The organism is Gloeothece verrucosa PCC 7822 (assembly GCF_000147335.1).
Lineage (GTDB): Bacteria > Cyanobacteriota > Cyanobacteriia > Cyanobacteriales > Microcystaceae > Gloeothece > Gloeothece verrucosa.
Genome location: NC_014503.1, coordinates 1 through 14,251, shown reverse-complemented (window position 1 = coordinate 14,251; position 14,251 = coordinate 1). Strand labels below are relative to the sequence as shown.

10 protein-coding genes are annotated in these 14,251 nt (G+C 36.1%); 5 read left to right on the top strand and 5 right to left on the bottom strand.

What is annotated here, in order from left to right; genetic code table 11:
* Positions 1–8: 8 nt before the first annotated feature.
* From CYAN7822_RS33900 to CYAN7822_RS40685, 5 genes are all read left to right on the top strand, one after another.
* On the top strand, positions 9–869 hold the full coding sequence (locus CYAN7822_RS33900) for a tyrosine-type recombinase/integrase (protein ID WP_013325752.1): 861 nt from the start codon (positions 9–11) through the stop codon (positions 867–869).
* A 280-nt stretch (positions 870–1,149) separates the two neighbouring features.
* On the top strand, positions 1,150–1,590 hold the full coding sequence (locus CYAN7822_RS33895) for a toll/interleukin-1 receptor domain-containing protein (protein ID WP_013325751.1): 441 nt from the start codon (positions 1,150–1,152) through the stop codon (positions 1,588–1,590).
* Positions 1,591–1,656: 66 nt separating this feature from the next.
* Positions 1,657–2,844 (top strand): toll/interleukin-1 receptor domain-containing protein, encoded by a 1,188-nt coding sequence (locus CYAN7822_RS35225; RefSeq protein WP_013325750.1) that lies wholly within the window; start codon positions 1,657–1,659, stop codon positions 2,842–2,844.
* Positions 2,845–2,846: 2 nt separating this feature from the next.
* Positions 2,847–5,855, top strand: a complete 3,009-nt coding sequence (locus tag CYAN7822_RS33885) for a WD40 repeat domain-containing protein (protein ID WP_041934454.1) — start codon at positions 2,847–2,849, stop codon at positions 5,853–5,855.
* Between the two features lie 54 nt (positions 5,856–5,909).
* On the top strand, positions 5,910–6,257 hold the full coding sequence (locus tag CYAN7822_RS40685) for a WD40 repeat domain-containing protein (protein WP_157872072.1): 348 nt from the start codon (positions 5,910–5,912) through the stop codon (positions 6,255–6,257).
* On the opposite strand, the gene CYAN7822_RS35220 is transcribed toward CYAN7822_RS40685, so the two are convergent.
* The 5 genes from CYAN7822_RS35220 to CYAN7822_RS33860 form a co-directional block, all read right to left on the bottom strand.
* Positions 6,232–8,052 (bottom strand): WD40 repeat domain-containing protein, encoded by a 1,821-nt coding sequence (locus tag CYAN7822_RS35220; protein ID WP_013325749.1) that lies wholly within the window; start codon positions 8,050–8,052, stop codon positions 6,232–6,234. The two genes, CYAN7822_RS40685 and CYAN7822_RS35220, sit on opposite strands and share 26 nt — an antisense overlap.
* 15 nt (positions 8,053–8,067) lie before the next feature.
* Positions 8,068–9,609: an ABC transporter substrate-binding protein gene (locus CYAN7822_RS33875; protein WP_013325748.1), complete on the bottom strand. Its 1,542-nt coding sequence runs from the start codon at positions 9,607–9,609 to the stop codon at positions 8,068–8,070.
* Positions 9,610–9,685: 76 nt separating this feature from the next.
* Positions 9,686–11,035: a hypothetical protein gene (locus CYAN7822_RS33870; protein WP_013325747.1), complete on the bottom strand. Its 1,350-nt coding sequence runs from the start codon at positions 11,033–11,035 to the stop codon at positions 9,686–9,688.
* A complete protein-coding gene (locus CYAN7822_RS33865) occupies positions 11,013–13,505 on the bottom strand; it encodes a hypothetical protein (RefSeq protein WP_013325746.1) in 2,493 nt (830 codons plus the stop codon). The genes CYAN7822_RS33870 and CYAN7822_RS33865 overlap by 23 nt, the downstream gene beginning before the upstream one ends.
* The gene (locus tag CYAN7822_RS33860; protein ID WP_013325745.1) at positions 13,495–14,244 is read right to left on the bottom strand and encodes a hypothetical protein; all 750 of its coding nucleotides are present in this window, start codon (positions 14,242–14,244) and stop codon (positions 13,495–13,497) included. The genes CYAN7822_RS33865 and CYAN7822_RS33860 overlap by 11 nt, the downstream gene beginning before the upstream one ends.
* Positions 14,245–14,251 lie beyond the last annotated feature (7 nt).

Genomic DNA, 14,251 nt, shown 5'->3' with positions numbered 1-14,251 from the left:
CTTTCATCATGGGGACGAGGAAGCTGGCAACAGCGATGGAGTTGAAACTGATACAGATGTGGCTACACGGCAAGTCTCCCGACTCCCGCCGCTCGTATATGCGCGACATTCAAGATTTTCTGGAGTTTACCCATAAACCCATCGAGCAAATTACTATCGCTGATATTATTGATTGGGATAGCGCTCTAGCCCTACGTTATGCCCCCACCTCCCGCAAGCGAAAACTGGCCGCTATCAAGTCTTTGTTTAGCTTTGCTCACAAAAATGAATTAATTTCAACCAATCCAGGGGCAGCAGTCCCCTCACCGAAAACCAAAGACGCGATCTCCGAAAGGATCTTGACTGAGGACGAATGGGAACGGATGCTATATGCTGAACCGAATCGTCAGCATCAATTAATGCTGACATTACTCTACGAGACTCGCGCTAGAGTTTCAGAATTTTGCGCTCTCAAGTGGAAAGACATCAGAGAAAAGCCGGATGGGGCGGCTCTAGTTACCTTATTCGGCAAGGGAAACAAAACCCGTAAAGTGACGATTACCCCTCAGTTGTGGCAAGTCCTGAAAGCGACCAAAGCCGCCGATGCTAAAGGAGATTCGCCCCTTTTCCTCAATTACAGGCATAAAGCTTACTCGACAGTTCAAGTATGGCGCATCGTCAAAGCTGCCGGAGAGAGGGTGGGAATATATGGGGTCAGCCCCCACTGGATTCGACACACAGGGGCAACACATCAATTAATCAATGGTAGCCCGCTTCACCTTCAGCAGCAAGAATTGGGACATTCTGGGTTAAACACGACCAGTAAATATTTACACATTTTGCCGGGGGATTATGGAGCGCAGTACACGAAAGTTAAGCTGCCATTTTAAATAGTAAAGTACCCCACCCTACTTGCGATTACCCGATAATTTCAACCCCTTCTAACTCGAACTCAGTTTGAGGCATGATTTTTAGATTTACTTAAGATTTTAAATAGTTAAGCAATGATTTTTGAGAGTGGGCGGTAGGGATTTTTAAACAGGAGTAGTGATCTCTGTCCCAACAAGAGTAGTTTCATTACCTCGCTATAAAAGCAGAAAAGATCAAGTGTCTCTTTCTTAAAGTAAAAAATAAGATAATATAGGTAGGAAACAGTATATATCAAGAAATATGAAGGAAAAATCAAGTATTCAGATCTTCTTGGCTCATGCCAGTGAGGATAAACCACAGGTGTTGGAGCTATATAACAAACTCCAAGATGAAGGCTACAAACCTTGGATAGATAAAGAAGACTTGCTACCAGGGCAAAGCTGGCCAGAAGAAATCCCCAAAGCTATCCGTAACAGCGATATATTTATTGCCTGTTTGTCCTCAACATCAGTTCTGAAGAGGGGGTATATACAGAGAGAGTTTAGATTAGCCTTGAATTTTATGGCAGAAATGCCAGCCGGACAAATTTACCTTATTCCTTTGAAGTTAGATGAGTGTGAAGTGCCAGATTTGCAGCAAGTCGACTATGGAATCGCGTTAAAAAATATCCAATGGTTGGATTACTGGAAACCAAATGGATTTGAAAGGTTGCTCAGAACTATAAACAATTATTTTTCTTAGTAAATTCTACATTTGTAGTCAATTTAATTGGAGTTAATAGCTAATAAATTTTTGGCAAGAGGAAAAATGACAGAAAAGTCAAGTATTCAAATTTTTTTGGCTTATGCCGAAGAAGACAGAGAGGATGTGTATGAATTATATGAAAAACTCGAAAGCAAAGACTACAAACCTTGGTTAGCACCGAAAGACTTAAAAGCAGGACAAATTTGGCCAGAAAGAATTTCCCAAGCAATTCGTGAAAGCAGTATATTTATTGCCTGTTTTTCTGAGACATCAGTTAAAAAACAAGGATACGTGCAGAAGGAGTTAAGGCAAGCTTTAAATCTTATGGCAGGAATGCCAGTCGGACAAATTTACTTTATTCCTTTAAAATTAAATAACTGTGAACTGCCAGAGTTACTAATACCAAATATAGGATATTCGTTACCTGATATTCATTATATTGATTACTGGACAGAAGATGGATTTGATCTGTTACTCAACTCAATTCAAGAACAGTTTCCTCAAAAAATTGATACTTCATCTCTCATACCTCCTATTATCCAGAAAATAATCGCCGCTACTAATGCTGGCGACTTTTGCTATATATTTAGCTCTCAATTTAATCATAAAGAAGAGCTTTTGAAAGACTTCAAAAATGAGTTGAACTCCAAGCCTGATGAAATTATTTATAAGATGGTTAGCCAAATTAATTTTAAAAGTTTTTTAAATAAAAACACTAAATATTCCTTAAACGATTTAGATAAAGACCCAAGAGGACTGATCAAGAACAATTCTGATAAAAAAATTTTTTTTATCCTTGATTTTTTTGAAGCAGAAGACAATAATTCTAGTTTAGAAAAAAAAATAGAATATCGAAAAAAAGTTTGGTTAAGTCTTCAATTAATGTATAAGAAGAAACGTAATCAAGAATATAAAAACGTTAGTCTAGTTTTTCTAGATACTCTCCCCAAATCAACAGAAACAGTAAATAGTAATTTTGAAAATATAATACTAGGATGGAAAATTTCTGTCCAAAATTCATTATATCCCAAAGGAGAACCTATTACAGGGCTATCAGCGCATTTGAAAAGGGAAAAAAATATTCACGACTGGATTTTGTCTTGGACGAATGGTCATCCCTATCTAATACAACAGCTTTGTCAACTCGTTTGTTCTCCCGAATATCAAACCAACCCCAATCAAAAAGAATCTAATTATATTGATGAGTTGGTTAAGTCAGAAATTATTCAACCTTTAACAAATAGAGGTTAAGAATGTTTTTACAAGAGTATTTCGATAATCTTAAGAAGAAATTGTTGTTTAACGATTCTCCTCAGCAGGATTCTCAATTTCCTGATGAGTATTCTCAATTTCAACGGCTGATTATTTATCAAAAAGTTCTGCTCAACCCATCAAGCTCCCATTCAATCAATAACTCGCAAAACCTTGAATCATCCAAGCAATACCTAATTGAGCTTGGCTTAGTTATTGACTGGGAATCTAACTTACAAATTGCTAGTCGACTTCATCAAGAAATTATAAATTTAACTTGGATTCAAGAGGAATTAAAGAATAATTTTATTTATAATAATATCTCCGAATGGTCATCAGCCATTTCAAATTTGTTAAACTTACTAGATCAAGAAGAAGATTTAAAAAGTAAAATTATTGATTTAGTTATTGATCTAATTACACTAAATTCTAATACAGTAGAGGGCATTGAAGAGCGCATTGAAGAAATAATAAAATCAAATATTATTGGAAACTGGGACAATCCTCAAATACCTTGGGGACAGAATCTATTATCAAATTTAATAACCAATTTATTATTAGACAATTCAGAAGACAAATATCGACAATTCCAACGTCTCATAATCTATCAAAAAATTCTTAATTCTTCATTACCTAAAGCTTACCCTGATACTCATCCAGTTTACTCAGCCCAAGAAGAGTTAATTGAACTTAATTTAGTAAACCGACAAGAAGGGGATTTTTTAGCTTTAACCAATCCTTTAAATGAAAAAATAGTAGATGCAAATTTTATTCAAGAAAACTTAATCAGAAACCCTTTTTATCAAGAAATACAAAAATTGTCAATTAAAATTCCATCATCTTTAGACAATCTTATCGAAGAGTCCATTAATAAACTTTCAGAAACAGAGCCAAATAAAATTCCCAAACTTAAATCAATAATAACCCCTCCCCCGAATGGGTGGCGAATTTTACAACAAAAACTAATTTCATGCTGGAATAAATTTGGTCAATTTATTGGTAAAGTGAGAAGGCGCTGGAGAATATTTTTGGGGTTATTTTTTATGAGTTTAATAATAGTAATATGGATTCCTCCTTACAACCCTTTTGTCAATCGGGAAATGGGAAACAACGCAACTGAAGCTCGAAAATCTTTCCCAAATAATCAATTAGACTCCCTTATTTCAGCTTTACAGGTAGGTGATCAATTAGAATCAAAATATAAAAAAGCAACTAATTGGTCTAATTATCCCACTCTTACCCCTATATTTGCCCTTCAATATATTTTCAACAATATTTATGAAAAGAACTACTACAAGGAACATGATTCGCCTGTTTTAACCTTAAGTTTTAGCAAAGATGAGAAATATTTAGCATCAGGGGGTGATGATGGCTCAATCCGAATTTGGGATCTAGAACTGCCTACAGAACAACCATTTAAGAACCCCCCAGTCTTAATAGATCCAAAACAAATAAACCAAGGTAATCTTAAAAGTATTAGTTTTATTCCTAATACTAGCCCTCCTATAATTGTCACAGGAGGTAACAAAGGTCAAAACTTAAAATTTTGGGACATATCAGGAAAGTCTAGGGGGGAATTTTTTATCGATAAGTATGAACATGGAGAAATAGGAACAATCTCTTTAAGTTCTGACGGTAAACTCTTAGTAACCCTTTTAAAATTAGAGGCACAGAATAAAAACTCTGTAGTTCAATTGGCTAGAGTTTCCTGCAATTCAAAATGTCATGTAGAAAAGATTGGAAACTTACCAGGAGACAAATTTACCACTGTTAGCTTGAGTCCAAAATTAAATGAGCAAAAATATGTAATTGCTACGGCCAACAGAGAAAACCAAGTCCAATGGTGGACAATATCAGAGGATAATAAAATTCTTCCCTTAGAAAATTATCCTATAATTAATACAAAAGAAAGGATACAAAGCATCTATTTTTCCGCCAATGGACAATTCCTTGTTACTGTAGATAATAAATCAGGAAAAGTCCAATTATGGGAACTCCAAAAAAACTTAAAAAGTGATTCTTTAGACCTAGGTAATTCTAAAAATATTCGTTTAAGCTTTGTTTCGTTAAATATTAATCAACGAAAGATTGAATATTTAGCGACAACTGGTCCTAGTGGTAAAATTAAATTTTATAAAGTTCCTGCCTCTTCTGATAGCCAATCGAACCCATTACTAACTCTCGATGAATTGAATCATGATATCAGCGACTCCTCTAATCCTGTCAGTAGTATTAGTTCTAGTCCTCAAGGAAAATATCTCGCAACTGGGGAAGAATCTTCAACGATTCGACTTTGGGATTTATCTAATCTGAAAAAGTATCATGAGACGATTTTTCTTGATGATGAAGGAACTATTAAAGATCTTAAGATTGTTCAAACTCAAAACGGAACTCAATATCTTGCTTATTTAATAGAGAAAAAAGATAATAAACGAGATTCTTCCAACAGTTCAACTCTTGAATTGAAAAAAATAAGTGATAAAAATAAAATGGATTTAAAAAATTACTCTGTCAATCAAATCAGCTTTTTTCTAGATCTTGATAATGACAATCAGTCCCCAAATAATAGTCGGTTAATGACTGTCGCCTACAAAGATAACAAAAGTGTAGTTAGTCTTATGGATTTTGAAACAGCAAGCTTAAAAGAGTATGTTGTCGTTGATTCCAATAAGATAACTCTAATCGCTGGAAAAGACAACTTTTTTATAACGATCTACAACGACAATAAAAAAGCTTATCTTTATCAAGGGAAAGATTTAAAAAACCCAAAACCATTAAATAATGATTTTGATAATATTATAAATGCTAACTTTACCCCAGATGGAAACAAGCTAGTTACCATAGCAGAAAATGGTCAAGTTAAACTTTGGAATCTAGAACAAAAAATTCTCGATAAAAATTGGCTTTCTGAAACAGGACTAAAACAAATTAGCTTTAGTCCAGATGGCAAATATATCCTCGGCCTTGACGAAAAAGGGCAAGTAAAAATCTGGTCTTGGCCATCTTTTTAGCCGGAAGAAAAGCCTTTACTCGAAGATTTAGAAGAACTTGCTGACGAGAATAAAATCACAAAGGTAGAATTCAATCCTGATTCATCTTTTGCCCTAATTGCTACAGCATATAGTGATAACAATCAAATAAAACTTTGGGACTATAAAGGTCGTCAAATAGCCCAATTTGAGGGAGATTGGAAGGAAACGGTAAGCATTAGTTTTACCCCAGAGGGGAAATACCTTTTTGCCGCAGGTGATAATGGCATAATCCAACAATGGAACGTCGGAGAAATTAACTTAAATACTTTATTAACAAACGGTTGTAATTGGTTGGATTTTTATTCAACCACCCATCCTACAGAATATAAAAAAGTAGGGCAAGGCTGTGGCAAAATTAAAACATCGGTTTCCAAATCTTAATTAATTTATCCCTTCCCCCACTTACCAAAAAACGCCCATCCGGACTAAACGCCACCCCATAAACATCACTTTGATGTCCGGTTAATGTACATAAAAGTTCACCGGTTTTTACCCTCCACAACTTCACCGTATTATCGAAACTTCCACTCGCTAATGTCTGTCCATCAGGACTAAACGCTACCGCATAAACTTCTTTAGAATGTCCCCTTAATTGATGTAGCATTTCTCCCGTAGTTAAATTTAACACCTTAACCAGCCTATCCCGACAACCACAAGCTAATATATTCTCAGCCGGACTGATAGCTAAATCCCAAATTAACCCCATATATGTACCCAAACTTTTCTCTAACTTACCCGTCTCCAGATTCCAGCGCTTAATTGTATTGTTGCCATTACTACTGACTAAAATTTTCCCATCCGAACTAATCGCTAAACAACAAATCGCACTATCCTCTTCTGTCAGTGTCTGGCGAAATTCGCCACTTGGCAAATTCCAAATATTCAGCTTTTTGTCTGCTCCCCCACTCGCTAAGGTTTTTCCATCAGGACTAATCACCACTGCAAGGATGCGGTCAGAATGACGCTTTAAAAATTTTGTCTCATCCTTTAACAGATCCCATACTTGCAAATAACGCAGGTCGCTACCACTCACCAGGATAGGTGCAATAGGACTAATGGCAAGCTTATTAACTCTAGCAGCTACAGACACAGTTTCAATCAATTCTCCTGTTTGCCAATTCCACAGCCTAATCGTATTATCATATCCACCACTAGCAATTATACGATGTGTTTCCTCAGATTCCTTCCAACACCCAACTGCCAAAGTCCGCACAGAATCTGTATGTTTCTCTAATGTCTGCACTAATTCCACCCTTTTCCATTTTTTAGATAAGTCTTCTGAAGGCTCTGATTCTTGTTCTTCTTGCTCAATTTCTAGCTCTTGTGAAGGGATAGGTTGAGACTTGCTCATCAATTCAAACAACTGCTCAACCTTCCTCTCCAATTTTAGACGCTCTTTGCTGACAATCATTAGCTGCTGCTGCAACTCTTCTACCTTCATCTTAAGTTCATCGCGCTCCTGGGTGGCAATCATTAGCTGCTCCTGCAACGAATCGACTTCTCCTGGTCGCATTTCTATTAACTGTCCTAACTCATGCTTAAAATACCAAAAATCTTGATTTAATTGTTTCAACTGAAACCCAATTTGTAATCTTTCTTCTCGCATCTGGGTCAATTCTTCTCGTAATTGGGAACCCACAGACCTATCCCTAAAATCTAATATACCTAACTCTTCTAAAACCCATTGTTCCCCGTCAGGACTTCTCGACACTTGAGCCGCTTGAATCAAGGTAAACTCCTTCGTCTGAGAAGCTTGATACCCCTCACACTTAAACAAAGATTCAACCGTTTTCATCATCTGAGCATTAATTTTAATCGTATCCTTGGGAACTAACCAAAAGTTCTCCGCTTCAGTCCCAATTACCCAATAATTGCCATTACCCGTTTTTTCCAGACAAATCTCCCCTGCTAATGGGTTCTCATAACTCTGTGACATTAAAGACACTTTAATCGCTACTGCTGCCAACACCTGTGGACAATCTTGATATAAATCCACTAACTGCTCGCTCGTAATATTCAACATAGAGAGTTTTTCCCCAATAACCCCTCCAACGACCCGGGAAGCTTTCAGCATCCCCCAAGGATGACTCCCCTCTTCCAAGGCTTTTTCTAAGGCTTGAAATTTCTTTTCCAACTCAATTAGCCGCTTAATTAATTCTTGTTCTTGCTGTTCCATAAAAAAATTTTTTGACTAAGGTTTAGACAAGGGCTTAAAGCCAAATTCAGCACCTTTTGGAGCCGGAGCATCTTTACTCGCTATGACCAAAACCGGTTGAGAAGAACGTTCTCCCTCCTGAAACTGCAACGCTTTCCCAGAAGCTTCAGAATTTACGTTGATAGAGGCTAAATTTGTTGGAATATTTTGGCGAGTTGGATTAGTGGGACTGTTTTTAATCGCTTCAATCAATGCCTCAGTTGCATCAAAACCCGCCACCGTCCGCCAATTAATCTGTCCTCCCCAAGACGGGTTTGCTTCGGTTTGGTAATTATCAGAAGGGGTAACGGGTGCAACCACCACCATATTCTCAACGGCATTTCCTCCCTGAATTAACGTATCTGGGAGATAAAGCGCGTCACCCCCTAATATTTTCATTCTTCCCTTAATTTCCTCAGCAATTCTAATGGCTACCGATGTTGTCTCCGTACTAGGTAGTAAAATTGCCGTGTCTCCTCCTGCCTGAATACTGCTGTCTACATTTGCCTTAACATCAAAATCAGGAGGATTAATATCTATCCGGTCTTTAATTATCGCAGGGGGTAATTGACTTTCTATTTCCTGCAAAAGGCTTTTACTATAATTACTCTGAGAATCATAAAAAATAATAATATTTTTGGCATTTAAATCATTGGTAAGGTAATCACCCATAACCTTTGCCGTAACTCCATCATTGGCCACTGTCCGAAAAAAAGTATTTCCTTTTAGAGAGGTACTGGTAGAAGTGGGAGAAATCATTGCTATCCCCTTCTCTTGATAGCAAGGCAATGCCGCCTGAGAAGCCTCACTAGAATTATGCCCAATCACCCCCAAAATTGTATCATCCTGACTAATTTGTTGAGCAATTCTAGCGGCAACCTGGGGGTCATTTCCATCATTAAAAATCATTACTTCCAACAAGCGATTTTCTGCCCCCCCGTTTTGATTGAACTTTTCCTGAGCATCCGCTACCCCCCGCAAAATTTCTTGGGCGGAAGTGCCTTTATTATCAATGGGTACGACAACCGCTACTTTAAAGGGAGATTTTTTATACCTTGCTAAAGCATTATTATAATAAATTTTCGGTTCAGGGTCTGTTCGAGCGGCTTCTTTTGCTTTTTCAAAAAACTTTGCCGCCGTTTCATAATTTCCCAGCTTAAAATCCTCAATCCCCCGCTTAAGATCTAAATTAATATTATTCTGAGAAAATAAGTTTCGTTCCCCACTGCTAACCCGTTCCGTTTCTAGGTTGGGTCCACTAACCATACATTGACTCGAACTAGAAGGCTTCACAAATTGAGAGCGCAACCCATAAGCCGCCACTCCCCCCAAAGCCAAAATAACCGTCGCTCCCCCTAGCATTAACCCTATTTTAGACCCTCCTCCTCCTGGTTTTATCATAGCTTCTCGTGGCAACCCACAATCAACACAATGGGGATAATTGGGACGATTTTCAACGGGAGAGTGAGACTTACCTTTTCCTTGGTATTTGGGATTTTTCGGAATTCCGTCACAAGTCCATTTTTTATTATAATTCATCTGTTTAGGCTTTAATTAAATCAGTATTGCTTTCGGTTCTATCTTAGCTTAGAAGCAAAAGGAACTGGGCAGAAGTTCAAGCATACTCCCCTGATTCAAACTGTAAAACCCCTTTTTCGGTTAATTCCCACTCTTCGCCGCTTGCTCTAATGACTGCTGGTTTGAGCAATTTAAATCTTTTAGAAAAATCTGGCTGATAGCCAAAACAAATAAATAATTCTTCAAAAAACTGAAAGTTATTCTCATTTAATTTTAAGGTTTTTATAGGAACTAGATAAGTTACATTTTTTACAGGGATAAGCCAATACATCCCATTAGTTTGAAGGCTTAACCTCGGTTTTTTCTGTCTTTCGTAATTGGGGTTGATTATAGTTTCATCGGTTTGAGAAACCCTGAGCGCATTAGGAGCATAAAAATTGGGATTCTGATTATAAGACAAAACTAACTCTTCATATAAAAGCGTAAATTCTTCATTTTTAGCAGGGATAAGTTTTGGGGGTTGTGGAATTGATTCCGCAGTAAATTCTTCTACAGGCGGCAACAGGAGAATATTTTGGGCTTGATAAATTTCTGCTTTAATTTGCTCAATACTTTTCTTAATATTTTCTAATTCTTCATTATATTTAGCTTCATTATCGGGTAAAAAAGGCTGATTAATTAACCCGTCTATTCCCTGGATGGACTCTTCAATATGTTTTTCGATTAACTCTGGTTTATCAAATAAGTTCTCTTCTGATTGATATTGATAAAGCCGAGTCAAGATTTTATCTTTAATGATGATGAGGATAAAAATAAAAATCCAAAAAGTTAATAAAATTACGATAATTACTTCTCCTTTTATCGGAGATGGATCTAAGGTTTGATTGGCTTTTTTTAGATGTTTTTTTAAGTCTTTATTCTGATTACTTAAATAAATAATTGCCTTATTTAACTGTTGATTAGTATTGAGACGACCTGGAATATTTAGAAATATTTGAACCTTATAAAGATGCTTGACATCAATTTTATTACCTAACAATTGAAAAAAGGGATCTAATTTTTTTTCTATGATCTGAATTATTAAATCAATCTCTTGATGATTGTTAGCCGCTAATTGCTCTCTCAACTGCTCAGTTGCTCTTTTTAATTGCTCAAGTTTTTCACGAGGATTTTGATAATCAACGTCGTTTGGACTAAGTTCTTTTCGATTTACTTTATCTAAGTCATCAATAAACTTATTCAAACTCCGCTCAAAGGCAGAATAAGAAATATTTAATTGCTCCATTTTTTCAAGTAAAAGATGCTCATCTCCTTTGAGTTTTTTCTCATTTACAACCGTTTCTTTCTTTTCAGCAAGGCTTATATAATTATAGCATAAATAGCCATCAAAAGAGAAGAAAAATAATCCTAAAATTAGCCAATATTTACCTCGATTGCTCCTCATCATAAGTCCCCGACTCCACCCACTCCTGTCCTAAAACCTGTAACAACGCCTTCAATCCTAAAATAAATGGTGGTTCTCTAGAAAAATGTTCTTTTTTATTCAACAAATAGCTTTCTAAATGTCTTTGAGTCTCATCCCATAACTTCTTATTCTTGTCTCGTTCAGGGGAACGAACATAACCTTTAAGCGGCGTAATTTCCTCAATATCCAAATCCCTCAGCGCCTTATGAAACTCATATAAAAACTTTGGTAACTGCACTAATTCTGGTATTTTAAAATCTATTACTTCCTCACCCTCTTCAAGTTTTAAACGAGATTCCCTACTAATCCTTTTAGTGTTCTCTTGGTTTTCCCGATTATTAAAAACTTTCAAGAGAAAATCTTCTCCAGCAATTAAGCCCTCATTAATATTATTTTCTATTTGACTTAACCTTGTATCATTCAACACTAACCCACAGGCCACTTCATCCCCCAAATGCCGAGATAAGCGTGTTAATTCTTCAGTATCTTCAAACCCAGAACCGGCACTTAACATCCGACTAAATAATTCATTAATTTCGGAATTTTTATTAAATACGCCTCGATTATCTAACCAATTTAAAATATGTGACCCTCTTCCCCCCAGATAAACTGGAGTAATTTTATTCCGTTTATATTTCCCCTCACGGCCGAGAACTTCAAGAATAATTCCCACATAATAATATAATCCCGCTAACCCTATACTCGTCAGTCGTACTAAACCCTGTAAATCTGGGTCATCCTGTAATAAAATTCTTTCACTTTTTAACCAATGATGACTTTCCCAACGTATCCAAACATTTAACTTTCGCTCAAAAGCTTCTCTCGTTAAATCTTTCCATCTCCTGCGGTCAAGGGGGTCAAGCTTGAATTTTTGTTCAACGAATTTAAGATTACTTCGCAAAAAATCTCTGAATAAATCTTTTTCCCCTAATGAAATTGTCGTCTGATGAATCAGTTGATTATCTTCCCAAATGCCAATATCAGCAGTCCTATCTAAAAGATAAACACAAGTTGTATAAACTAAATCATACTCCTCAAAATCCCGAAAATACTGAGCAAAAGCTAAACTGTCAGAACGGAGGTTATTAAAATTAAAATCAGGACTTTTTTGAATAATCCCTGTAGTTTTTTCCAGTTCGGTTGTTAAATCTTGCCAAAGAGAAACATATAATCTTTTATATCGTCGGGATAAGGGGGAAGGATAAGACAAAAACCATTCGATTTCCCTTACCCCTGAATAAGCGGCTAATGCTGTAATATGTAATGCTAAATGTTTTAAAAATACTTCTATATAAGGGAGATTATTAACCGACCATTTTAAATCAGTTTTAACCCACTCTTCCTTGGGGTCAAATCGTGAACTATCTGGCACATAAATCCGACCATCTAAAATCGGTAATAGCTTCTCATTCTGGGGATTTTTTCCATTCATCGTCAGGACAGTTGGCAAAGGCAATGGTTTCTCCTTGGGGAGAAAAGCTTGAGGAATGAAATATTCAAACAATACAGTTAACCGAGTTTCTGAGTTACTTTCCGTCACTTGATACAATAAATCTTCCATTTTAAGCGCTTCAGCAACCCCTTTATCATTAACATAAACATTAGTAAACAAAGCTTCAAAATCAACCCCAACTTTCCACTTCTTTTTTAACTCCACCGTTTCGGGGGACTTCAGTAAAATTAACCCAATAATAGTTTTATCCCCATCTAAACAATGAATGCACTCAGGAAAAGACTCTAAATGCACCATTTGATAAGTTCCCATTCCTTGTTTAAAAGAGTGAGTATATCGAGCATTAGGAAAACTAACTTGAAACGTTGACTCACCCAATTCTGCATCATAATAAAACCCATAATACTCCTTCCATCCCTGCGCCTGAAAATTCGGCCAAACCTCCAACACCGGCAACTGGTCTGTCAGTAAATTTTTCTCAAACAGGGTATAATCTTTAGATAAAGAATAAACTTTCGGATTCTCATTACTCTTATCTGACTGTATCCCACTCAAAGGTAAATTGAGGGTTAAACGGACTTTATTTTCCTCTCCCTTAAGCATTTGAAACTTAATTTTACTGACCAAATCTTCAGGGGTAAAATAATCCAACAATATCTGATTTAACGGAATTAGCGGCGTTACCCGTCTATCATTAAAAATAATTGAATCATTATTTTTCGTTTCTGGTAATAAACCACCCGGTAACGCCTCATCTAAATAAATAAAATACAACTCGTCTAAAAATAAATCATTTTTTTCAACGACAATAACCTCTCGATTATTTTTTAAATCCTCTAATTCTTCTGGAGATAAAGACGCTAAAGTTTTCCGTTTATAAATTAAAATATTCTCAGTATTTTCCTGCCATTGCCTTGCTATATCATCATCATAAAGCAACAACGGTAAACTTTTTCCTTCCTTGACAGCAGAAGCAATTACCCTAACATTAGAAAGCATCCTTAACCCCCTCCTCAATAACCTCTAAACGACTTTGTAACCCTTCCATTTGAGAACGTAACACCTGATTTTCTTTTAATACTTGTTCCAATAAACATAATAATTTTTGGCGTTCTTGTAACCTCCCATCCCTTTCTTGACTTCCTTGAAAAATTTCCCCTAATCCTAATAAATACAGTTCTCCTTTATCTTCCAGCTTCCATTGTTTTCCATTGGATAACCAAGAAACCTTAGCCGGACTCATTAAGAAAAATTCTGAGTTTTGACTTTTTACTTCTCCTTGAAAACTAAATAAATGTTGAACTGTTTTTAATTTATAAATATCAAACTTAAGACTGACTTTAGGAACTAACAAATGAATTTCATTACCTGTGCGGATAATCCAATAATTCCCCGTTTCACTTTCTTCTAAAAAAATATTCCCCTCAGTGGGTTCTCGAAAACTTTCAGGCGTTAACGCCACTTTTACGGCATAAGCTGACAAAAGTTGTGGAATTTCATTATATACTTCTATTAACTGAGATTCGGATAACTCAACTTTATTTACTTTAGCTTGTTGTAAAAAACCAGTCACCCTAGCAGCATTGGGTAAATCATGATTAGAGGAAGAAGAACGATTTTTAATTTCAAGTAAACTTGTTTCTAATTCTCCTAATTTAGTTTCTACAAAATAAATCGCTCTCATTAAATACTCAACCTTTTGAGTCATTGGATTAATAGGTTGATTTTTTTTATTCATCTGTTTA